The sequence below is a fragment of the Olsenella sp. Marseille-P4559 genome, from assembly GCF_900605015.1.
In the GTDB taxonomy this organism is placed as follows: domain Bacteria; phylum Actinomycetota; class Coriobacteriia; order Coriobacteriales; family Atopobiaceae; genus Tractidigestivibacter.
Window position 1 is genome coordinate 491,465 of sequence record NZ_LR027575.1, and the last position, 20,212, is coordinate 511,676.

A 20,212-nucleotide genomic window follows, 5' to 3' on the forward strand; every position below is an offset into this window, starting at 1 on the left:
GCTGCGCCACCGCTGGGCGCTAGAACGTGAGGAACGGCTTCTCCATACCCTCCTCCTCGAGGTCGTCCTCGGCAAGACCATCCAAGTCCTCCATGTCCTCGAGCTCGATCTCGTCACCGTCGTCCTCGCCCCAGCCATATGCGCTGGCAAAAAGCTCGTCCACACTCGTGTCGGGAAGCGCGCTGGTCACGGAGCACAGGCCGTCGATGGCGGGTACGATCTTCTGCCACTGGGTGATCACGGGGTCCTGCGGTATGCCCTCAAGCTCGACGAGCGAGTCGAGGTAGATCTCGCTTGCGCCCTCCAGCAGGTCCGACTCGGCGCGCACGCTCGCGAACTTGGACGCGAACTTCTCGAGCGCCTCATCTGCCGAATCTGCCTCCACCACGCACGGCATGAGGCAGTAGTTATTTGCCTGGTCCTTGTCATCGTTGTAGCTGAAGTTTCCAACGTAGAGCATGGGGCCTCCTCCGGTCGATAGGTGCTGCACAAGCCCATCTTAGGCAATTCGACGCAGCTTGGGTGTGGTTTCCCGCAAGCGGGCGGTATGCTGTGGCATAGAGTCTTGTGTGAAGGCCGCAGGCAACCGGGAAGGTGTGCTGGAATTGAGGGGGAGTGACCTTTGAAGGCGAGCAACACAACAGTTCGTCAGCGCGTCTTTGCCGCCCTCGAGGTTCCCTCGATTGTTGCCGTCCCCGTTGTGCTTGCGCTCTGCGCCGTGACGGGAGTACAGGCAGCTGCCGGTCTCACCCTGCTCGTGGTAGTGCTCTGCGTGGCCCTCTTCCTCGCAAGCTACGAGACTTCGAGACCGGCGCTCAGACAAGTCATGCCCGCTTCCACGCTGGCGGCGCTCGCTGCGGCGGGGCGCATCCTCTTTGCTCCCATCCCCGATGTGAAGCCCGTCTCGGCTGTCGCGATCGTTGCCGGAGCAACGCTGGGCAGGCGCGAGGGCTTCATGGTGGGTGCCTTGGCAGCGCTCGTCTCGAACTTCTTCTTTGGCCAGGGCGTGTGGACGCCCTGGCAGATGTATGCGTGGGGCCTTGTGGGGTATCTCGCAGGCGTGCTGGGGGAGCATGGGCTTCTCGAGCGACGCGGCGTGCTGTACGCGTACGGGTTCCTCTCGGCGCTCATGTACGGGCTCATTCTCAACGGCTGGTACGTGATTGGCTACGTTGAGCCCATCACCTGGCCGACCGTGATTGCGGCGTATGCAGCAGGCCTGCCGTGGGATTGTCTGCATGGGGCTGCGACGGTGGGCTTTCTCGCGGCAATATGGATTCCTTGGGGCGCGCGAATCCGACATGCCGTTGCGAAGTATGGGTTGTAGGGCTTGCCGCTGCCGATTGTGTTGCGGGCTGTCACACGTTCGTCTCCGAATGTGTGACGAGCGCAGGTCGCAACACATTCGTCGACGATTGTGTTGCGGGCTGTCACACGTTCGTCTCGTAATGCGGCCTTTGCCGTTGAGAAGCCCTTGTCTGCCTCAATTGTGAAGAAACCCGGACTTCCCCGCAGCGCCTCCAAACCCCGTGTGCCCTCTCGCTTGCACCCAGAGCGTCAGAGAGTAAAATTTCATAGGTTACATGGGTATCGACCGCGTCCGCAGCCCGCCATCCCATCCCAGGAGATGGTTTGGCCGCGCACCGTCGCACCCGTATCCGTATCAGGTTAGACGCGCGGACGCGGGCCCGCGCCCGTTGTGGATAGGAGACTCAATGTCCGGACACTCTAAGTGGGCTACCACCAAGCACAAGAAGGCGGCAATCGACGCCAAGCGCTCGTCGCTCTTCTCTAAGCTCTCGCGCAACATCACCGTTGCAGCTAAGGTTGGCGGGGACCCCAACCCGGACAACAATGCGTCGCTCGCCGCGGCTGTTGCGCGCGCTCGCATGGTCTCCATGCCTAACGCCAAGATCAAGGCGGCAATCGACAAGGCATTTGGTGCCGGTGCCGACGCAGCCATCTATGAGGAGATCACCTACGAAGGCTACGGCCCTGCGGGTGTTGCCCTCTACGTTGACTGCCTGACCGACAACAAGAACCGCACTGCGGCGGACGTCCGCTCTGCCTTCACGCATGCTGGTGGCAACCTTGGTACCTCCGGCTCCGTTGCGTTCCAGTTCGAGCGCAAGGGCTCGCTGGCCGTCGACAAGGTGATTCACTCCGACGAGAAGAAGGTGCCCGACCGCGAGAATGCCGTGGACGAGGACGAGTTCATGCTCGCCGTTGCCGAGGCTGGCGGCGAGGACTACGAGGATGCCGGCGAGGAGTGGATCGTCTACACTGCATACGACAAGATGCAGGATGTCCAGAAGGCGCTCGAGGCCCAGGGCATCGAGGTCAAGGGCTCCGAGCTCACGATGGTTCCCACCACCCCTACGGATGTCTCGGTCAATGACGCCAAGAAGGTTCAGCGTCTTATCGATCGCCTTGAGGAGCACGAGGACGTCCAGAACGTCTACAGCACCATGAACGTCACCGACGAAATCGCCGAGGCTCTCGCGGCGGACGAGGACTAATGCGCCTATAGAGTACCGTTTGGCGCCGGAGGCCCCAAGGTCCCGGCGCCGTTTTTTATCTAGGAGCGCATAGGGCAGCCCCACGCCGCCGACCGCCTCTGCAAGTCCGGAGGGGTCCTGCCGTAAGTGTCCCCATGTGCCCAATGCGGGGCCGGGTCGTTTATGATTGCTATCATCAGTACGTGGACGTGTGGCCTTATAAGGTGTGGAGGCAGCAATAAAAGGGATCATTCTTGCGGGAGGCAGCGGCACGCGCCTTTATCCGCTTACCACGGTGACGAGCAAGCAGCTCCTTCCCGTGTACGACAAGCCGATGATCTACTATCCGCTCTCGACGCTCATGCTTGCGGGCATCAGGGACATTCTCATCATCAGCACCCCCAAGGACCTGCCAAATTTCGAGCACCTCTTGGGCGATGGGTCTGATTTTGGCGTTTCCCTCTCCTACGCCGAGCAACCCGAGCCCAATGGTCTTGCCCAGGCGTTCGTGATCGGCGCGGGCTTTGTGGAGGGGGAGGCTTGTGCCCTCGTGCTGGGGGACAACATCTTCTACGGCAACGGGTTCTCGCGGCATCTGCGCCGTGCGGTTGCATCTGCCGAGAAGGGCCGGGCGACGGTCTTTGGGTATCGCGTTGATGACCCCGAGCGCTTTGGCGTCGTCGAGTTCGATGAGGACTACAACGCCATCTCCATCGAGGAGAAGCCCGCCCATCCCAAGAGCAATTACGCGGTTACGGGCCTCTACTTCTATGATGCGCGTGTCACGGGGCTTGCGGCCAAGGTGCGCCCCTCTGCACGTGGTGAGTACGAGATAACCGACCTCAACCGCATGTATCTGGAGGACGCCTCGCTCGACGTTATCACCTTGGGCCGCGGGTACGCTTGGCTCGACACGGGAACGATGGAGTCGCTCTACGAGGCCTCGCAGTTCGTGCGTACGGTCGAAAAGGCCCAAGACCTGCCCGTTTCTGTCCCTGAGGAGATTGCCTTCGAGAATGGCTGGATTTCTCGGGACCATCTGCTCGGGTGCGCGGATCGCTATGGCAAGAGCGACTACGGAAAGCACCTACGTATTGTGGCGGAGGGCAAGATCGTTCCTGGCCGTCCATATGACAATTAGACGGAGGCTGTGGGACAAGTGGAATTTGAGAAAGAGCTGTCCGTCACCGAGACTGGCATCGTGGGACTCAAGGTGGTCGAGCTTGCCGTTCACGGTGACAACCGCGGCTGGTTCAAGGAGAACTTCCAACGTGCGAAGATGCGTGCGCTGGGCATCCCCGACATCCGCTACGTTCAGAACAATGTGAGCTTCAACTCAAAGCGAGGTGTCACGCGCGGCATCCATGCAGAGCCGTGGGACAAGTTCATCTCCGTTGCAACGGGGTCCGCATTCGGTGCGTGGGTGGACCTGCGAGAGGGGAGCGAGACCTACGGCCAGGTCTTTACGGCCACGCTCGACCCCTCCAGGGCCATCTTTGTTCCTCGCGGCGTGGGCAATTCCTACCAGGCACTGGAAGACGGCACAACCTACACGTACCTCGTCGACAAGCACTGGTCTGCCGAACTCAAGAAGACCTATACCTTCGTTAACCTCGCAGACCCCACGCTCGACATCAAGTGGCCCATTCCGCTCTCCGAGGCCGAGCTTTCGGAGGCCGACAAGCACCACCCCATGCTTGCAGACATTGTTCCCATGGAGGCGCCCCGCACGCTGGTGACCGGCTGCAACGGGCAGCTTGGCCGCGCGGTGCATGCGCTTGCGGAACAGATAGGCGTTATCGACACCTTCGACTTCTGCGACATCGACACCTTCGACCTGTCCAACCCCAAGGACTATGCCAAGTATGACTGGGGCCTGTACGGTACGGTCATCAACTGCGGCGCCTTTACTGCAGTGGACAAGGCCGAGACGCCGGAGGGCAGGAGGGCCTGTTGGGCCGCCAACGCCACGGGTCCCGCGCTCATGGCGCGCACATGCGCGGAGCACGGCATCGTGATGGTGCACGTGAGCTCGGACTACGTTTTTGACGGTACGCAAGCGCCGCACACAGAGGAGGAGGGTCTCGCGCCGCTCTCCGTCTACGGCCAGTCCAAGGCGGCAGGTGATCTTGCTGTCGAGGCGTGGCCGCTCCACTACATCGTCCGCTCCTCCTGGGTGATCGGCGATGGTCACAACTTTGTCAAGACCATGGCCAAGCTCTCGGACCGCGTGGCAGACCCCCATGACTCACTGGATGCAGTGACCGTTGTGGATGACCAGTCTGGACGTCCCACGTTCACAGACCAGATGGCAAAGGGCATATTCCACCTCCTTGGGTACCGTGGCGGTTTGGTGTGCGTTGACCCTGCCCCATATGGCATATACGACCTCACTGGTTCTGGTGCCACCAAGAGCTGGTATCAGATTGCAGCCAAGGTCTTTGAGCTCCGCAACCATAACGCCGGCGCCGTCACGCCTGTCTCTACGGAGAGGTACTACGCCAACGCCAGCGGGCCCATTGCGTCACGCCCGCACCTCTCGACCCTGTCGCTCGACAAGCTTGCCTCGACGGGCTTTGTCCCGAGGGACTGGGAGGATCAGCTTGCGGAGTACGTCGAAACCCTGCCCAACTAGGAAGCAAGGCAACTGACAAGGAGCCCTCTGATGTCTGAGGAATTGTTCGAGCCGCACAACATTATCGTCACTGGTGGCTGCGGGTTCATTGGGTCCAACTTTGTGCGTTGGGTCGCCGAGAACCATCCCGAGTGCCACGTTACGGTGCTTGACAAGCTTACGTATGCGGGCAACCCCGATAACATCGCGGGCCTGCCGGAGTCGCAGGTGGAGCTTGTGGTGGGTGACGTCTGCGACGCCGCGCTCCTCGACCGTCTCGTCCCTGGCCACGATGCCATCGTGCACTATGCTGCCGAGTCCCATAACGACAACTCCATTCTCGATCCCGAGCCCTTCGTGCAGACCAACGTCGTGGGCACCTATAGGCTCCTTCAGGCGGCCCGTAAGCACGACGTTCGCTACCACCACATCTCTACCGACGAGGTGTACGGTGACCTTGCTCTGGACGAGCCGCGTCGCTTCCGCCCGGACGACCCCTACAAGCCCTCGAGCCCGTACAGCTCCACCAAGGCGTCGAGCGACCTTCTCGTGCGTGCCTGGCACCGCACGTATGGCGTGCGTGCCACGATCTCCAACTGCTCCAACAACTACGGTCCTTACCAGCACGTGGAGAAGTTCATCCCAAGGCAGATCACCAGCATCCTTTGCGGCATACGCCCGAAGCTCTACGGCGACGGCAGGAATGTCCGCGACTGGATTCACACCGAGGACCACTCGCGTGCGGTGTGGGACATCCTTACCAAGGGCCACATGGGCGAGACGTACCTTATCGGTGCCGATGGCGAGAAGGACAACATCCACGTGCTGCAGGCAATCCTTGAGCGCATGGGTCAGCCTGCCGATGCGTTTGATTGGGTCCGCGACCGTCCCGGCCACGACCGTCGCTATGCGATTGACCCAACCAAGCTGGAGACCGAGCTCGGTTGGAAGCCCATCCACACCGACTTCTCCGAGGGGCTTGACCAGACCGTCGAGTGGTACCGTAGCCACGAGGACTGGTGGCGCCCGGCCAAGGAGGCAACCGAGAAGAAGTACGCAGCCCAAGGGCAGTAGGGGCGGCTGGCTCCGACGGACATCGCCGCAGCCGCGAGAGCTTACCCAATGCGGCGGCGTACGACCAGGGCGGGACCGCTCAGGTGATGAACGCGGCTTGGGGCATGATCTCCAGCGGAGACAAGATTGCGCTCTTCATCAACGAGAGGCATGCCACCACAAAAGCCATCCACCAGACGGGTGCGTTCACTGTGAGCATCGCCGACCGCGACCACATGGACGTTGCCGACTATTACGGCATTGCCACCGGAAACACGCTTCCCGACAAGTTCGCGCAGTCAGGCTACCACGCGGAGAAAAGTGCGCATGTGAATGCCCCTATCATCACAGAGTTCCCGGTCACGATGGAGTGCGAGCTGGCGGAAGTCGTTCAAACCGAGAACATCCACGCCATTGTCGGCACCATCGTGAACGTGAGCGCAGACGAGAAGGTCATTGGCGAGAATGGCAAGGTTGATCCCGAAAAGCTAAACGCACTGGCCTTTGATAACTTCCAGTCGGGCTACTACCTCGTGAACCAGAAGGTTGGCCAGGCATGGAGCGCCGGCAAGGAGCTGGCCCAGAAGGCACAGCGGCAGTAGATGCTGCCAGAGCAGAACTCCCGTGAATGGCCATGGGGGACAGGCGCTACTCCGTAGAGTTCGTCAGCGATGCACCTGTGGATTTGCATGCCGTTCGGGGCTACCCTAGCAACGATGCCATTCGGGAATCGAGCTATTACGAATTGGTCCCATGCCTTTTTCGAACGGCCTATCGTCTCATGCCGATGTCTGATGACGACATGTTGGATTGCGCGTCATTAGGGGAGGCCCCGTCAGTTTGCGGGAGCCTCCCTTCTCGCTTGAGGGCCTCTCGCAAGATCCACTCCACCTGCGAGTTGGCACTGCGCATGTCATCTGTGGCCCATTGCTCGATTGCTGCCCAGACCTGCGAATCTATGCGCAGGGGATATTGCTTTCGCCGTGTCATGCGGTCGACCAACCAGCACTAGTACAGGGAACTGGTGTTGAGGACCGGCTGTGCCTCGGACTCACCACAGAGCACCACCATGAGGTTCGATGCCATGGTGGCCTTGCGGTCATCGTCAAACTCGACGATGCCACCGTCGGAAAGCTCGGACAGCGCCATGTCCACCATGGAGACGGCACCCTCGACGATCTTCTTGCGTGCAACGATGATGGCCTCGGCCTGCTGACGGCGCAGCATGGCAGGCGCAATCTCGGGTGCATAGGCCAGGTGGGTCAGGCGGGCGTCATCCACCTCGACTCCGGCGGGAGCCAAGCGACGCACCAGCTCCTCGCGCAGGCTGGCTGAAACCTCCTCGATGTTGGAGCGCAGCGTGATGCTGGTGTTGGATGCATCGTCATCCTCCATGTGGTCGTAGGCGTAGATGCTGGCTGCGTGGCGCAGGGCAGTCTCGGTCTGCATGGAGACATATGAGACGTAATCGTCTACGTCAAAGAGGGCCTTGGCCGTGTCGGTCACATGCCATACAACAACGGTCGCAATCTCGATGGGGTTGCCCTGCTTGTCGTTCACCTTGATACGCTCGCCATCGTGGGTGCGCGCACGTAGGGACACCTTCGTGGAGATAATGTTGGCTGCTCCCGGCCTGTGCTTGGCGTTCTCGTCTGAGGGCTCCTCTTCCGTACCAGCTGAGCCTAGGGTGCGGCTGTAGAAGGGGTTTGCCCAGTAGAAGCCAGAGTCACGGATGGTTCCAACGTAGTTGCCAAAGAGCAGACAGACCTTCGCCTCTCCCGGTTGTATGGCAATGAAGCCAGAGCTCACGAGCACAGAAAGAAACAGGAGCACAAAGCTCGCCGCGAACAGGGGGTCAGTGAATGCCGGTGCCTCCAGCTTGGTGTTGTCCGCTGCGACGAGAAGGGATATGGACCATATCATGCAGAAGCAGGTCACTATGTACATGAGTACGTTTATGGCGAGTATAGCCCAGCCAGACTTTACCTGAATGATCTTCTCGGTAGACATAAGTGCCCCTCTCTTTTAGCCTTGGTGCTGTGGCGTCATTGCGACCGACTCTTGCGGAAGTGCTTACGTGATTCTTCTTTGGCATCAAAGTGATATCAAATACATATGAATATAGACATTATTTGCGAATGTGTTGGTGTAAACGTGGCGTAATGGTTCACAAAATCGTCATGGGGCGTTTGGAGTTCCTATAGACGTAGCCGTTGGGAAGCTTAGCCTGGGACTATGCGAAGGAGTTTCTTGGCTTTTTATGGGAGCCGTTGTATCACAGTTGCAGGCTTAACCGCCGGCCACGTCACCACAGTGGGATGCCAGAGGTTCCTCGGTAGACTGTTGCCGGGCAGCCCTAAGTACGGTGGATGCCGCGTGACTGGGAGGAAGGCGTCCCTCCGATGGCTGGCTGTGCATGAAACCGCTCTATCGAACGGTTTTTCTCGGACTGCTGCATGAAATCGCGGTATCGCGGGGACTTTTTGGCTGTAAATATCAAAGGTACAACCATAATTGCATAGAATTTAATTTTTACACATGTTTATGCAATATTCTGCATCTAATTGTTCAATGATTGATTAAAATTTGGTAACGGCACCGACGATATCGCGATTTTATGCAGCGTACGCCCGAAAACCGTACGATATCGTCATTTCATGCATCCGAGCGCTGCCGATGCGCACTATCGCTCTGCGGGGCGGCTACGTGTTCCGGCCCGAGGAGCTGCGGCAGCTCGTTGGCTAGCCAGCGTAATGCGAGGCGGCATGGATTTCCGCCCTGGCAGAGCGCTCATACCGAACTAACCCAAATGGGCGCGCCCTCTTCATTCCGCGTAGCGAGCCCTCCCCACGTGATACCGTGAAGTTAGTAAAAGTAAACTTTCTGTACAGCAGAGGGAGACTTCACAATGTTGGAGGCCGGACATACTTTTCTGGCAAGACTTGGCAAGACCAGACTGCGTCCCGGAGGGATTGACGCCACGGATTGGCTGGTTGACAAGGCCCATATTGAGCCCGATACCAAGGTCCTTGAGGTCGCATGCAACATGGGGACGACGATGATTGTGCTGGCCAAGAGGTATGGGTGCAGCGCGACGGGGCTTGATCTGGATGAGAGGGCTCTCGATAAGGCCCGCGCCAACATCCAGAAGAACCATCTGGGGGACAAGCTGCATGTTGTGCTGGGCAGTGCGTTTGACCTACCGTTTGAGGACCAGAGCTTTGACATCGTGATCAACGAAGCCATGCTCACCATGCTTTCGAATAGGGACAAGAACAGGGCACTCGTGGAATACTCTCGCGTTCTCAAGCCATCTGGGCTGCTGCTCACGCAGGACGTATGCTACAGGACTGATGACGTAGAGACCCAACAGGAGCTGCGCACGGGACTTAGCCGCGCCATCAACGTGAGTGTCGAGCCGCTTGACTGTGAGGGTTGGAAGAGCAGAATCGAGGAGCATGGTTTTGTCACAGAGCAAAAGTCTGGGGACATGACCCTCTTGGACCCGCAGGGAATGGTACGCGACGAGGGGGTGGATGGTGCCCTCAAAGTCATGCTGAATGCGATGAAGCAGGAGAACTTCGAGATGTTCGCCCGCATGTTCCACTTCTTCAATGACCACAAGAGCGACCTTGGATATGTGGCCAACTTCAGCCGTAGGGCAGCGGATGCAGCAGGGTGGCTGGCAGGTTAGGCATTCGGCGGCGTGGTCTCGTCCATATTGGGCTACCTTGGCGGCTTCACTACAGAGGGGGTTTGGAGCCATGGTAATCACGGCAGTAGCAGTTGGAACCAGGGGAGATGTGGGTCCGCTGGCAGAGCTGGGCGAAGAGATGGCCCGGCGTGGGCACGACTTCCGCATATTGACGCATGAGGCATTTCGGCCGCTGGTCGAGGAGAGGGGAGTCACCTTTTTCCGGTTGGATACGGATGCAGGCCATGCGATGCAGTATCTCGTGACGGACTACAAGACAAACATGGACTTCATGCGGGGAATGCTCAAGCTGAAAAGGGAGAACCCCTGCTTTATGGACCAGACGCTTGAAGCCATATGTGGTTCGGATTTGGTGATGTACGGCACGTGCGCGGCGTTTGCCAGGCACGCAGCGGAGTATTTGGGCATACCCTGCGCAAGACTCTTTTTCAGTCCCATGGATCCGACCAGACAGTATTCCCTCTACAGTGAGGACTACGACTCGGAAGAAGTCCTTAAGAGCTACGACGGGCTGCCCACCGGCTTGAACCTGATGACCATGATCGCCTTAAACAAGTGGCGCAAGTCAGTTGGGCTTCCCAAGTGGAAAATGGGCAGCACGTATACCGAGATGAATGGTCGCAAGGTGCTGACGTTTTACCCCACGAGTCCGGCATTGATGCCTCCGGATCCAGCGTGGGGCAATCACATCCATGTGACGGGGTACTGGTATCATCCGGAGGAATCAAAGCGGGAGTACAACGCGCCTGATGACTTGAAGGCATTTCTGGAAGCTGGCGAACGACCGATTTTCGTGGCCTTTGGGAAGGCCGAGTCACCGAATCTTGCGCGTCTCCAGCAACTTACGCTGGAAGCTCTCAAGAAAACTGGCATTAGGGTTGTTATCCAGGCAGACCAGATTCCTGTGGAAGAAAAGAGAAATACCGATAGGCTCTATTTTATCGACGCGGTCCCCTATGCCTGGATATTTGAGAAGGTAAGAGCCGTCGTCCACCACGGCGGAAACACGACGAATGGGCTGGGCCTTAGAGCCGGGCTTCCCACCCTCGTGATACCGCTGGCCTTGGATCAGTATTTCTATGGGAGAGTGGATCACCGGCTTGGGTGCGGCCCCGCACCGCTCTACATAAGAAAGAGGCTATGCACCGAAGATGAGCTGCAAGAGGCGCTGCAGGATCTGACAAGCGGAAGATACGATGGGGCAGCACAGGAAGTTGCCGATAGGATAAGGCTTGAGGATGGGGTTAACGAGGCCGCAGATGCAATCGAAGCATACTGTGCCGGAGGATAGTTTGGGCCTATCTTGTTACATGCCCGTTCCGACGCTGCCGTTACGAAAACGAACGTGCGCATGCTCTCAATGGTGAATCGGCTCGTCCATCCAGTAGTACTTCGCGAGGCACACGGGGATGATCAGCTCGAACCTCGTGACTATTTCCTCGTTGGTAGCTTGCATGCCACCAAGAATCCAGTCGCGCATCATCCACGTGCCGTCAACGTCTTTCGCTTGGATTGCGAATGCGATGCGCGGGTCGCGGATGCTTGCACCGTTGCGTGCGAGCAGGCCTTTGTCGGAGTGCATTGTGGACTTGATCTCATAGTCAAGCGTGCAGCCCGTTTCCCGCGATGAGTACGGGTGCTGCATGAAGTCGAGGTTCTCCCGGAAGGCCCGAAACTGCCTTCGGTACATCTGCTTCCAGTCCGGCCGGAAGCACGCCCTGTCCACGACGACGATGCCCTCCTGGGTCGGCTCGGCATAGAGTTTGTTGGCAAGCTCGTACTTGTCGGTGTAATAGCGGTAGAACGTCTGCTTGCTGACCTCAGCGGTGTCGACGATTCTCTTCGTGCTCAGCTTCTCAATCGGATAGGCTCGAATGAGGTCGACCGCAGCTTGCCGGATTAGCCTTTTCGCGTTCATGCGCCCCACCTACACGGATTCTTTGATTGTGGCGCCCTACTCCTCGACGTTCAAGCGCTCGACCCTGAAGATCACCGGCCGTGTGCCATCGGAGCAGCAGGTGATCATCTCGTTTTCGTTCTTCATCCAACCGTTCATGATAGAGCCACCCTGCAGGCCCGTATAGATATAGCGTGCGATGGCGTCCCAGGCCTCCGAGCAGAACGGCTTGCTTGGCCCGCCGGCTGTCTCGCTGGGGTCAGCATCGGTGTGGACAAGCGTGTTTTGGCCCATGTGCCAGAAGTCATCCCGGTCTCCTTCACGGTAGAAGACAAACTCGTCTCCAGGATGGTACACAGGGCAGACGCCCGACGTTGGATCTTTGCAGTATTGCTCCTGCAGCTCCGGGTACAGTTTCGTTTCCAGAACGGTGACCTTTACGCGATGCTTCATGCTTGGTGCTCCTTCTCGTTTGGCATGTTACGTCTGATGCGCACCACCATTCTGGCAGACCAGTCGGAGGATTCCGATTCACTCATCGCGCGACCGGTATGATATGTGACTCACGGCGTAATTGGTCACGTTATCTCAGCCCCAATGGAATTACACACGGCTGGGGCCCGGACGGGTGAAACCGCAGGTCTTCATGAAGCTTGGACTCGGCCGTGTGTAATTCGGCGCGGTGCGCTCACGTTGTGTGCGTTGAGGGGATGCCAGCGGACTGGCCCGGAGCCGTAGGGCTAGCCACAAGATTCCGAATTGACGGTTGGTGGCAGTTTTGGGAAAATTCCTTATGTGTTATCTCGGAAGCAGCAATCCTCCAACCTGCGGTTTACCAAACATTGAACCAGTTTGTACTCAGGAGAACCACGAAAAACTGCCACCAACCGTAAAAACGCGCCAACCCACTCGGAATCCCGCCCATTGCTATCCGTCTCACGGCGCCACGCTGGCACGAATTGACGGTTGGTGGCAGTTTTTCGAGCATGCCCCGAGTATCAAGAGGTTTCATCTCTGATGAGCCGCAGGTTAGGGATTTGCGACTCCAGCAGCACCACATCAAGAATTTGCCAAAAACTGCCACCAACCGTCAATTCGTGCATGGTGCCTCCGGCAAAAGTCTCTGGACAGCCGCATTGGCCTGGAAATATGGATCTCGGGGGTATTTTGTCACTGGGCACTGCGCTGAAAGTGCCTCACACATTACGGCTCGAGTACCATCTGATTCAGATGTATTTCAGCGACTAACCGAGGTGAAAACCACGTTGCGGCCGGTGCGGGTGCGGACCTTGCTGCCGGTACATCGGTCGCGTTCATGGCACCAACTGCTGCCCTGTGGGTCGCAACGACATGCGGTGCGGCTTCAGCCGGCACCGCCATCCCCACACCCTCCGGGTGCAGTAGCTGCCAATGTAGTATGAGATGCCTGATGGTGAGAAGAAGGACGCCAACCATCCTGGCGAGACCATGGTGGTGCCTGCCATCGTCTGCGACTTTGTGGCGATTGCCTCCAAGCAGGTTATCGCGATTTTCGCCTGTACTGGCCTTCTCGTGCTGATGACGGCTCTCTATATAACCGGCCGCTTCAACTCATACGAGACCGAGAAGCGACGGATTCGGAAGCTTCTGAAGAAGTTTGATCAGAAGCCCGAGTTTGATGAGTGGGCTGTCTCAGAGAGTTCCGGTGGGCACCCTGGCGACATGTTGTAGTAGGTGGCGGCTTTATAGATCTCCCTTGTCTGAGTAATCTGTAAAGAGGCCTTGAATAGTGCCCATTCTGAGCAGCCGCAAGCCTGAGCACCTGCGCTAGAACCTTGCTGCGGCAGACATCAGGCTCTCTGCCGATGAGGTTGCCGAGACCGACAGGCTCTCGAGCGAGCTTGACCTCATGGTCTTCGGCGACCACAGGAAGAAGGAAGGCGAGTAGCGGAGGTATGTGGTCGTCTTCCAGGTGGGTTGTCTTGCTGGATGAGCAATCGTATCGTCCTTTTGACTCAGATTGGGTATGCCTTGGAGAAGAGCATCGGTCTCGGTAGTACTGCCTTTGACATGGCTGTGCTCTATCTGCACTTGGTTGCAACGCTTCTCTTCAGAGTAAGCATAAAGTGATTCGTGTAGAATATCTTTAGTATTTGTAGAAGCGAACGGAGGCATCATGCCCAGGATTATCTCGAGCACAAAGCTCCGCAACGAGTACAACGAAATCTCGAGCCAGGCTCACAGGGATCCGGAGCCAATCTTTGTGACCAGAAACGGCAATGGAGACCTCGCCATCATGAGCATAGAAGCCTACGAGGCGCTGGCTCGGCGTGCCGAGCTCGTGAACATGCTGGCAGCAGGCCACGCCGACGTCGAGCGCGGACGTACCGTCGACGCAGATGAGGCACTTTCTGCTCTGCGCAGGGAGTTCTCCAGATGAGCGCATGGCGGGTACGCCTGACGGATATGGCGGTGGCGGATATCAGAGAGGCTGCAGCCTACATGGCTGATCAGCTTGCAAATCCGATGGCTGCCGATGACTTCTTGGACGAGGTGCAGGCCAAGGTGGACATGCTCAAGAAGAGCCCCGAATCATATGCCCGCGCAAGAGACTTCGACTTGGCGAAGGCTGGCTACCGATGGTGTCCTGTCGGGAGCTTCCTGATGTTCTTCATCGCAGACGATACTCATCACTTTGTGTGTGTCGAGAGGGTGCTTTTCGGGGCACGAGACTGGAAGTCGCTGTTGTGACATGCACTCCCTATTCGGCCTGTTGAACAGCTGAAACCCAGAGCGGGCTGGCTGTCTGCCTCGAAACATGTACTGGCTTCTTGCTCAATTCCGAGCCTTTGCAGTGCGATTGGGGGCTGCTCCTAGATACGAGCCTACTATTCTAGGTTTTCGCAGTCTTACGTCCTGCCTTCAGGGCGATTGCCACGCCGATTGCCGTGAGGATGACGAAGGCAACGACAGGCAGACAGTCAGGTGTCGAGAGCTCGGCGACAGTTGTAGAAGAACGGCACGGAGGTGGCAAAGCCCGCTTCGGCGAGGATGTCGGCCGCATAGGAAGCAGGCAGGCGGGTGGCACTCGTGAGGATGAAGTAGTCGCCCTTGAAGTGCCGGTATATGTGCCCGCGAAGGACCTCGTAACCCTCGGCCGGACGACCCTCGTCCCTCTCGTCCTTTGGCTCCGCTATGTCTCCCCAGTCGCGATGTCCTTCCCGCCATGGCATGTCCCCCAACCGCACGTACTTTTCATTGTATTGAGCATATTTACTCAGTACATTGAGTAAAATTACTCAGTACATTGAGAAACGCAAGGAGGTCGCCATGTTCCAGCGACATCAAGTCAAAACGATCGTCTCGCGCATGAACGAGGCCGACAACCCACTCATACAGGTGGTTGTTGGCCCAAGGCAGACGGGCAAGAGCACGATGCTCTCCCAGGCGTTGGACCAGATAGAGATGGACCACATCTACGTGAGTTCCGACGAGGCGATCGTTTCGAGTCCGGAATGGCTGCAGACCGAATGGCAGCAGGCGCGCAACATGACGGCCGGCGGATTGCGTCCTGTGGTACTGGTGGTGGACGAGGTCCAGAAGGTTCCGCACTGGCCCACGGTCGTAAAGTCCCTGTACGATGCGGATCGGCGCAACGGCACTCCCGTGCGCGCGGTGCTCAGCGGCTCGTCCTCCCTGCTGCTGCACAAAGGCTTGGAGGACTCGCTCATGGGGCGTTTCGAGCTCATCAGGTCCTCCCACTGGAGCCTCGAGGAGTGCTCTGAGGCCTTTGGCTACAGCCTAGAGGAGTACCTCTTCTTTGGCGGATACCCTGGTGCCGCTCGATTCGCAAGCAACGAAGTGCGCTGGGTCTCGTATGTGCGCGACTCTATCATCGAACCAACCATCTCCCAGGATGTGCTTCCCCTTGGAGAGGTCAGGAAGCCTGCCCTCATGCGGGCGCTCTTCAGGCTGGGTGCCACGTACTCCGGCCAGGAGCTCTCATACAACAAGATGGTCGGCCAGCTGCAGGATGCGGGAAACACCACCACGCTCGCGCATTACCTTGACCTCCTGGGCAAGGCGGGTATGCTGTGTGGCCTTCCCAAGTTTGACGAGAAGGCAGCGACACGCCGTAAGAGCTCCCCAAGGCTCATGGTGTACGACACGTCCCTCATGACCGCGACGGACGGGTTGGGTAGGGCCGTCTACGCTGCAGACCGTGCAAGGCGCGGCCATTTGGTCGAATCTGCTGTTGGGGCGCGGCTTCTGGCACGCGCACCCGAGGAGGGCTTCGAACTCTATTGGTGGCGAGAGGGCAACAGCGAGGTCGACTTCGTTGCGGTACGGGGAGCATCGATCTCTGCAATTGAGGTCAAGGGCGGCAACGAATCGCGACAGGGAGGAATGACGAAGTTTCTCCTGCAGCACCCCCAAGCAAGGCGCGTGACCGTTGGGGGGAGTTCCTCGGGCGCATGCACTCTGGACGACTTCCTGCGCGACCGCGTGCCGCTGTTCTACTAGGCGGCGCGGGGGCGGGGGGCGCTGCCATGTCCCCGCCTAACGTGCTGTGGCGTTGAAACTGTCAGGCATTACCATTCTCGCGACGGCGAAGTGCGACGGCACCGGTGACCAGCGCCACGCCCACGATGACGATGCCCAAGAACTGAGAGCTGCCCGCCCTGTCTAAGCCTCGTCAGGCGTAGTATTGACCCCATGGGTTTCGCATAGGCCTGGGGGTGCGCGTATGCAGCTTGGCTTCTCGATGGTCGGCGTCGTGTTCCTGCTGATGGTCCTCTACGAGTTCGCTTGGGCACGCTACTTCGGAGGCGGTGGGACGCTCGCCGGTATGTACCAGCCCCTCGGCCCGATACCCGTGCCCATCGCGAGCCTGCCCGTGGCAGCCTTCGTTCTCCTAGGCATTTGGTACCAGTCTCCCATTGCGGTAGTCGCCGCCGCCATGCTCGGGATTGGCCACACCGGCATCCACCTCGCACACCTCCACGAGCTCACAGGGCTCTAGCGCTAGCCGATAAGAGCGACAGTAGGATGCCCCGACGCCTCAGTGAGGGATGCCGAGGCATCTCGGCTTGCGCCAAGGAGACGAGCCCGCTACTTGCGGAGCACCGAGATGCGCTGCTGCACGTGGTTGCCGCTCTCGATCTCGTCGACTATGGTCACGCCGCCGCACTTGCGGAGCTTGGCGGCGAGCCTGCGCCGCCGACCGTTCTCGCGATTTCTCGCCGTTTACGGGGCTTCGAATGTTGGCCCCAGCTTACGAACGTGTTGCAGAGCGCAACACGTTCGGCGACGTTTCTGTGACGTCCTGCGCTCGTCACACATTCGTGTGCGATTGTGTGACGGTTTGCAACACATTCGGTGAAGAGGCGTTGGCTTTGCTGAGGTAGGCGATAGCGGGTCTCGGAGTCGTGAATCCCCACTGCTATGATTGGTCCACGTACAACCCCACAACGCGAAGGCGGAAATGCACGACATCTGGAACCCCTGGCATGGCTGCACCAAAATCAGCGAGGGCTGCGCGCGATGCTACATGTTCTCCATGGACAGGGCCCGCGGTCTGGATGGCGGCGTGGTGCGGCGCAACAAGACCACGTTCGACTACCCGCTGCAGCGTGACCGCTCGGGTGCGTACAAGGTGAAAAGCGGCGAGTTCATCCGCGTGTGCATGAACTCCGACTTCTTCGTCCCGGAGGCCGATCCATGGCGAGAGGAGGCGTGGAACATCATCCACGCGCGTCCCGACGTGAAGTTCTTCCTGCTGACCAAGCGGCCCGAGCGCATGGTGGAGTGCCTGCCCGCCGACTGGGGCCAGGGCTGGGACAACGTGATGCTCAACGTCACTTGCGAGAACCAGCGTCGTGCCGACGAGCGCATCCCGCTGCTCCTGGCCACACCGGCCGCCCACAAGGGCATCATGTGCGCGCCGTTCATCGGGGCGGTGGACATTGAGCGCTATCTCTGCGCTGGCGACCAGGCCAAAGACGCAAACGCAGCCGGCCGTTCGTACAAGACTCCCGACGGGCTTACGGTGCGCGGCTGCGGTATCGAGGAGGTGAAGTGCGGGGGCGAGAATTACGAGGATCCGCGCTCGTGCCACTTCTCCTGGGTGCAACGGCTTTCCGCGCAGTGCCGCGCGCACGACGTCACGTTCGCCTTCATCGAGACGGGGACCCGCTTCGTCGTGGGCGGCCGCGAATACTATCTGCCCAAGAAGTCCGTGCAGGCCCGGCAGGCGTATCGCTCGGGGGTCGAGCACGCCGGAGCGCCCCCGCAGTGGCGCCTTACCGACCCGCTGGGGCTGCCTCTGCCGCCCGAGTGCCTGTACCAACCCCGCTACCGCACGCGCTGCATGTCGTGCGGCAGTCACCTCATCTGCAACGGCTGCTGCAACTGCGGCCTCTGTGGCGAGCCGCCCGAGCAGCTGCGCCCTTGGAGCGGTGCCTGACCGGAATGCCGGCTGGGCCGCCTTGGCTGCAGAAATGCATTACGGCAAGCAGGCACTGGCAGGCATCGGCGTGACAACGCCGATGATTCTGGCAATCTCCGTCTTTGTCGTAGACCACATGAACATTGCGATGCAGCCCTTGCTGGGACTGGTGCAAGGAGCCCAGCCGCTGCTCAGCTACAGTCTGGGCACAAGGAGCATCCCTCGCGTGAAGGAGGCGTTCCGGTTGCTGCGTGTCTGGTCGGTTCCACTCACTTTCTGGCGAGTATGCACAGACGGTGCCGCTGCGGGTCGTGGTCCACCGTGACCTGCGAGAACCCCACCTGTGCCAGGTGGTCGTGGAGCTGCTCCGCCGTGTAGATCTGCAGGCTGTCGATAATCTTCTTCCATCTGTCATCGGAGGGATTTGTGCCGTCCGACTCGTTCACGATGAGGAATGCTCCGCCGTCCGCGAGCACGCGATGCACCTCCGCAAAGCTCTCGACCGGACCCGGCCAGAAGTACACCGTCTCGAACGCCGTCGCCAGGTCGAAGGTGCCATCCTCCAACGGCAGGTGGCTGACGTCTGCCTCCAGCAGCTCACAACGGCCCTCCGTCACGAAGGCCTGGTTGACCTGTGCGGTCTTTGCGAGCGATTCGGCGGAATAGTCGACGGCCACCATCCGTGCGGCGGGATACATCTTCAGCAGCTTGCCAACGTTGCGGCCACCTCCGCAACCCAGCTCGACGATGCTGCTGGCATGGATGTCACTCAGGTGGCCCATGCCCCAGTCTGACACCCGGGCGTGCTCTCGGTTCATCCCGGCGAGCATGCCCCTGCCCAAGACTCCTTCGGGCTTGCGTGTGTTGTTGAAGTACGTACGAAGAAGACCCATGGCGCCTGCTTTCGATTGACGTGCTGTTGTCAGTCTAGGCTAACTCTTATTGCATGCGAAGACGTACCCGTGTCGGCAGTCGGCGCAATCGCTACTGTGGGGCGCTTGACGACGGGGTCATGGCCGACGGCGGCTGTTCTACGCCGGAGGCATGGAACAGCCAGACTCGTTTGGCCAATCGGGCAACATGCCCAGATTTACCGCCAGGCGGTGGCCTGTGAGGGCCCGAGGCTTGAGGAGGTGCACGGCGAACTGCTGGACGTCAAGCACATGTATCTTCCAGACAAAGACTTCAAGACTCTGGACGAGAAGGGCAATCCAGTCATATACACGATCCTAAGCAGCAGGGACCTGACGAATTACGTGCTTTCCCAGATGATGAGGCTCGACCCCAGTGAGAAGCCATGCATTCCGGACAAGGTTTTCGATGCAGAGGTGGCAATCGAGGCGCATGAAGTTTCGGCGATGGGTTACGCTCAGTATCGCCTGGTGCCGAGCGAGAGCTCCGCTCGTCCGCTGAGGAAGCTTGGCAGGGACGATGCGCTGGAGAACGAGTACTACCGGATCTCGGTCAACGCCGATGGCACGCTCAGGGTCGAAGACCGTGCGAGCGGCTACGTCTATGACCGCCAGGCAGTCTTGGTCGAGAACGGTGATGACGGCGACTCCTTCAACTACTCCCCTCCAAGGCAGGATCTGGGGTCCGTTCGGACGAGGGTAAACCGGAAGTGTCGATCGAGGGTTCCGATATCTGCCAAAGGGGCACGATCTACTTCTCCATGCGCGTCCCCAAGGACCTGGACGAGAGGGCGAGGGGCATCCGCTCCGCCAACCTCCCCGTTGCGCTCAGGCGTGGCTCCCGCGCCATCGATCTCGAAGTTCATGTCGAGAACCGTGTCCTCTCGCATCGCCTGTTCAACAGCTTCTTTGATAAGGATTCAACAGCGACCCTGAAGTTCTCGCGCTCGGTGAGGGAAGCCTATCTGTGCGACCTCAGAGAGCATCGCAGTGGGGACGTCGCGTTCGAGAATAACTTGGTCAGCTTGCCGAGTCTTGGACACTGCAAGTTCCTGACGCTATTCGTGCGGTTGGTCTCCGCAGATTAAAGAAGTGCT

The 20,212-nt window shown here is 59.2% G+C and carries 22 protein-coding genes; 15 read left to right on the forward strand and 7 right to left on the reverse strand.

The window, feature by feature from the left end; translation table 11 throughout:
* Positions 1–19: 19 nt before the first annotated feature.
* A complete protein-coding gene (locus E0E00_RS13735) occupies positions 20–460 on the reverse strand; it encodes a hypothetical protein (RefSeq protein ID WP_130813088.1) in 441 nt (146 codons plus the stop codon).
* A 162-nt stretch (positions 461–622) separates the two neighbouring features.
* Between E0E00_RS13735 and E0E00_RS13740 the strand changes: the two genes are divergently transcribed.
* The 6 genes from E0E00_RS13740 (at position 623) to E0E00_RS13765 (ending at position 6,767) form a co-directional block, all read left to right on the forward strand.
* Complete coding sequence (locus E0E00_RS13740; RefSeq protein ID WP_130813089.1) at positions 623–1,327, forward strand: DUF6580 family putative transport protein; 705 nt, start codon at positions 623–625, stop codon at positions 1,325–1,327.
* Positions 1,328–1,715: 388 nt separating this feature from the next.
* Positions 1,716–2,519 (forward strand): YebC/PmpR family DNA-binding transcriptional regulator, encoded by an 804-nt coding sequence (locus E0E00_RS13745; protein ID WP_130813090.1) that lies wholly within the window; start codon positions 1,716–1,718, stop codon positions 2,517–2,519.
* Positions 2,520–2,736: 217 nt separating this feature from the next.
* Positions 2,737–3,639 (forward strand): glucose-1-phosphate thymidylyltransferase RfbA, encoded by a 903-nt coding sequence (rfbA, locus tag E0E00_RS13750; protein WP_130813161.1) that lies wholly within the window; start codon positions 2,737–2,739, stop codon positions 3,637–3,639.
* Between the two features lie 18 nt (positions 3,640–3,657).
* Positions 3,658–5,133: a sugar nucleotide-binding protein gene (locus E0E00_RS13755; RefSeq protein ID WP_130813091.1), complete on the forward strand. Its 1,476-nt coding sequence runs from the start codon at positions 3,658–3,660 to the stop codon at positions 5,131–5,133.
* A 30-nt stretch (positions 5,134–5,163) separates the two neighbouring features.
* Positions 5,164–6,186 (forward strand): dTDP-glucose 4,6-dehydratase, encoded by a 1,023-nt coding sequence (rfbB, locus tag E0E00_RS13760; RefSeq protein WP_130813092.1) that lies wholly within the window; start codon positions 5,164–5,166, stop codon positions 6,184–6,186.
* Complete coding sequence (locus tag E0E00_RS13765) at positions 6,132–6,767, forward strand: flavin reductase family protein (RefSeq protein ID WP_371683407.1); 636 nt, start codon at positions 6,132–6,134, stop codon at positions 6,765–6,767. The genes rfbB and E0E00_RS13765 overlap by 55 nt, the downstream gene beginning before the upstream one ends.
* A 169-nt stretch (positions 6,768–6,936) precedes the next feature.
* Here the strand turns inward: E0E00_RS13765 and E0E00_RS13770 are convergent, their stop codons facing one another.
* Entirely contained in the window at positions 6,937–7,155 is a 219-nt protein-coding gene (locus tag E0E00_RS13770; RefSeq protein ID WP_130813093.1) for an Arc family DNA-binding protein, read from the reverse strand.
* An 18-nt stretch (positions 7,156–7,173) separates the two neighbouring features.
* Positions 7,174–8,175 (reverse strand): SPFH domain-containing protein, encoded by a 1,002-nt coding sequence (locus tag E0E00_RS13775; protein ID WP_130813094.1) that lies wholly within the window; start codon positions 8,173–8,175, stop codon positions 7,174–7,176.
* Positions 8,176–9,073: 898 nt separating this feature from the next.
* Between E0E00_RS13775 and E0E00_RS13780 the strand changes: the two genes are divergently transcribed.
* Together E0E00_RS13780 and E0E00_RS13785 are read left to right on the forward strand one after the other, a co-directional pair.
* Positions 9,074–9,859 (forward strand): cyclopropane-fatty-acyl-phospholipid synthase family protein, encoded by a 786-nt coding sequence (locus E0E00_RS13780; protein WP_130813095.1) that lies wholly within the window; start codon positions 9,074–9,076, stop codon positions 9,857–9,859.
* Between the two features lie 70 nt (positions 9,860–9,929).
* On the forward strand, positions 9,930–11,171 hold the full coding sequence (locus E0E00_RS13785; RefSeq protein ID WP_165443714.1) for a glycosyltransferase: 1,242 nt from the start codon (positions 9,930–9,932) through the stop codon (positions 11,169–11,171).
* 66 nt (positions 11,172–11,237) lie between these two features.
* Here E0E00_RS13785 and E0E00_RS13790 read toward each other — a convergent pair whose 3' ends face one another.
* Together E0E00_RS13790 and E0E00_RS13795 are read right to left on the reverse strand one after the other, a co-directional pair.
* Positions 11,238–11,798 (reverse strand): TetR/AcrR family transcriptional regulator, encoded by a 561-nt coding sequence (locus E0E00_RS13790; RefSeq protein ID WP_130813097.1) that lies wholly within the window; start codon positions 11,796–11,798, stop codon positions 11,238–11,240.
* 36 nt (positions 11,799–11,834) lie between these two features.
* Complete coding sequence (locus E0E00_RS13795; RefSeq protein WP_130813098.1) at positions 11,835–12,230, reverse strand: TIGR04076 family protein; 396 nt, start codon at positions 12,228–12,230, stop codon at positions 11,835–11,837.
* Positions 12,231–13,199: 969 nt separating this feature from the next.
* Between E0E00_RS13795 and E0E00_RS13800 the strand changes: the two genes are divergently transcribed.
* The 3 genes from E0E00_RS13800 to E0E00_RS13810 all read left to right on the forward strand — a co-directional run bounded on the left by E0E00_RS13800 (position 13,200) and on the right by E0E00_RS13810 (position 14,507).
* Complete coding sequence (locus E0E00_RS13800) at positions 13,200–13,487, forward strand: hypothetical protein (RefSeq protein ID WP_130813099.1); 288 nt, start codon at positions 13,200–13,202, stop codon at positions 13,485–13,487.
* A 445-nt stretch (positions 13,488–13,932) separates the two neighbouring features.
* Entirely contained in the window at positions 13,933–14,196 is a 264-nt protein-coding gene (locus E0E00_RS13805; RefSeq protein WP_130813100.1) for a type II toxin-antitoxin system Phd/YefM family antitoxin, read from the forward strand.
* Positions 14,193–14,507, forward strand: a complete 315-nt coding sequence (locus tag E0E00_RS13810) for a type II toxin-antitoxin system RelE/ParE family toxin (RefSeq protein ID WP_130813101.1) — start codon at positions 14,193–14,195, stop codon at positions 14,505–14,507. The genes E0E00_RS13805 and E0E00_RS13810 overlap by 4 nt, the downstream gene beginning before the upstream one ends.
* 230 nt (positions 14,508–14,737) lie before the next feature.
* Here the strand turns inward: E0E00_RS13810 and E0E00_RS13815 are convergent, their stop codons facing one another.
* Positions 14,738–14,989, reverse strand: coding sequence for a hypothetical protein (locus E0E00_RS13815; protein ID WP_130813102.1), 252 nt, complete (start codon positions 14,987–14,989; stop codon positions 14,738–14,740).
* A 97-nt stretch (positions 14,990–15,086) separates the two neighbouring features.
* Between E0E00_RS13815 and E0E00_RS13820 the strand changes: the two genes are divergently transcribed.
* The 3 genes from E0E00_RS13820 (at position 15,087) to E0E00_RS13830 (ending at position 18,222) form a co-directional block, all read left to right on the forward strand.
* Positions 15,087–16,280: an ATP-binding protein gene (locus E0E00_RS13820; RefSeq protein ID WP_130813103.1), complete on the forward strand. Its 1,194-nt coding sequence runs from the start codon at positions 15,087–15,089 to the stop codon at positions 16,278–16,280.
* A 223-nt stretch (positions 16,281–16,503) separates the two neighbouring features.
* Entirely contained in the window at positions 16,504–16,779 is a 276-nt protein-coding gene (locus E0E00_RS13825; protein WP_130813104.1) for a hypothetical protein, read from the forward strand.
* 462 nt (positions 16,780–17,241) lie between these two features.
* Positions 17,242–18,222 carry a DUF5131 family protein gene (locus E0E00_RS13830; protein WP_130813105.1) on the forward strand — a complete coding sequence of 327 codons (981 nt, stop codon included), beginning with the start codon at positions 17,242–17,244 and terminating at the stop codon, positions 18,220–18,222.
* A 251-nt stretch (positions 18,223–18,473) separates the two neighbouring features.
* Here E0E00_RS13830 and E0E00_RS13835 read toward each other — a convergent pair whose 3' ends face one another.
* Positions 18,474–19,097 carry a class I SAM-dependent methyltransferase gene (locus E0E00_RS13835; protein WP_130813106.1) on the reverse strand — a complete coding sequence of 208 codons (624 nt, stop codon included), beginning with the start codon at positions 19,095–19,097 and terminating at the stop codon, positions 18,474–18,476.
* Positions 19,098–19,825: 728 nt separating this feature from the next.
* Here E0E00_RS13835 and E0E00_RS14485 point away from each other — a divergent pair.
* Positions 19,826–20,203 (forward strand): hypothetical protein, encoded by a 378-nt coding sequence (locus E0E00_RS14485; RefSeq protein ID WP_165443715.1) that lies wholly within the window; start codon positions 19,826–19,828, stop codon positions 20,201–20,203.
* Positions 20,204–20,212: the final 9 nt, after the last annotated feature.

Excerpts from the sequence above, each read along its gene's own strand:
- E0E00_RS13735 (WP_130813088.1), bottom strand. The coding sequence starts at position 460 with ATGCTCTACGTTGGAAACTTCAGCTACAACGATGACAAGGACCAGGCA.
- E0E00_RS13745 (WP_130813090.1), top strand. The coding sequence starts at position 1,716 with ATGTCCGGACACTCTAAGTGGGCTACCACCAAGCACAAGAAGGCGGCA.
- rfbB (WP_130813092.1), top strand. The coding sequence starts at position 5,164 with ATGTCTGAGGAATTGTTCGAGCCGCACAACATTATCGTCACTGGTGGC.
- E0E00_RS13770 (WP_130813093.1), bottom strand. The coding sequence starts at position 7,155 with ATGACACGGCGAAAGCAATATCCCCTGCGCATAGATTCGCAGGTCTGG.
- E0E00_RS13775 (WP_130813094.1), bottom strand. The coding sequence starts at position 8,175 with ATGTCTACCGAGAAGATCATTCAGGTAAAGTCTGGCTGGGCTATACTC.
- E0E00_RS13780 (WP_130813095.1), top strand. The coding sequence starts at position 9,074 with ATGTTGGAGGCCGGACATACTTTTCTGGCAAGACTTGGCAAGACCAGA.
- E0E00_RS13785 (WP_165443714.1), top strand. The coding sequence starts at position 9,930 with ATGGTAATCACGGCAGTAGCAGTTGGAACCAGGGGAGATGTGGGTCCG.
- E0E00_RS13790 (WP_130813097.1), bottom strand. The coding sequence starts at position 11,798 with ATGAACGCGAAAAGGCTAATCCGGCAAGCTGCGGTCGACCTCATTCGA.
- E0E00_RS13795 (WP_130813098.1), bottom strand. The coding sequence starts at position 12,230 with ATGAAGCATCGCGTAAAGGTCACCGTTCTGGAAACGAAACTGTACCCG.
- E0E00_RS13800 (WP_130813099.1), top strand. The coding sequence starts at position 13,200 with ATGCCTGATGGTGAGAAGAAGGACGCCAACCATCCTGGCGAGACCATG.
- E0E00_RS13805 (WP_130813100.1), top strand. The coding sequence starts at position 13,933 with ATGCCCAGGATTATCTCGAGCACAAAGCTCCGCAACGAGTACAACGAA.
- E0E00_RS13810 (WP_130813101.1), top strand. The coding sequence starts at position 14,193 with ATGAGCGCATGGCGGGTACGCCTGACGGATATGGCGGTGGCGGATATC.
- E0E00_RS13815 (WP_130813102.1), bottom strand. The coding sequence starts at position 14,989 with ATGCCATGGCGGGAAGGACATCGCGACTGGGGAGACATAGCGGAGCCA.
- E0E00_RS13820 (WP_130813103.1), top strand. The coding sequence starts at position 15,087 with ATGTTCCAGCGACATCAAGTCAAAACGATCGTCTCGCGCATGAACGAG.
- E0E00_RS13825 (WP_130813104.1), top strand. The coding sequence starts at position 16,504 with ATGCAGCTTGGCTTCTCGATGGTCGGCGTCGTGTTCCTGCTGATGGTC.
- E0E00_RS13830 (WP_130813105.1), top strand. The coding sequence starts at position 17,242 with ATGCACGACATCTGGAACCCCTGGCATGGCTGCACCAAAATCAGCGAG.
- E0E00_RS13835 (WP_130813106.1), bottom strand. The coding sequence starts at position 19,097 with ATGGGTCTTCTTCGTACGTACTTCAACAACACACGCAAGCCCGAAGGA.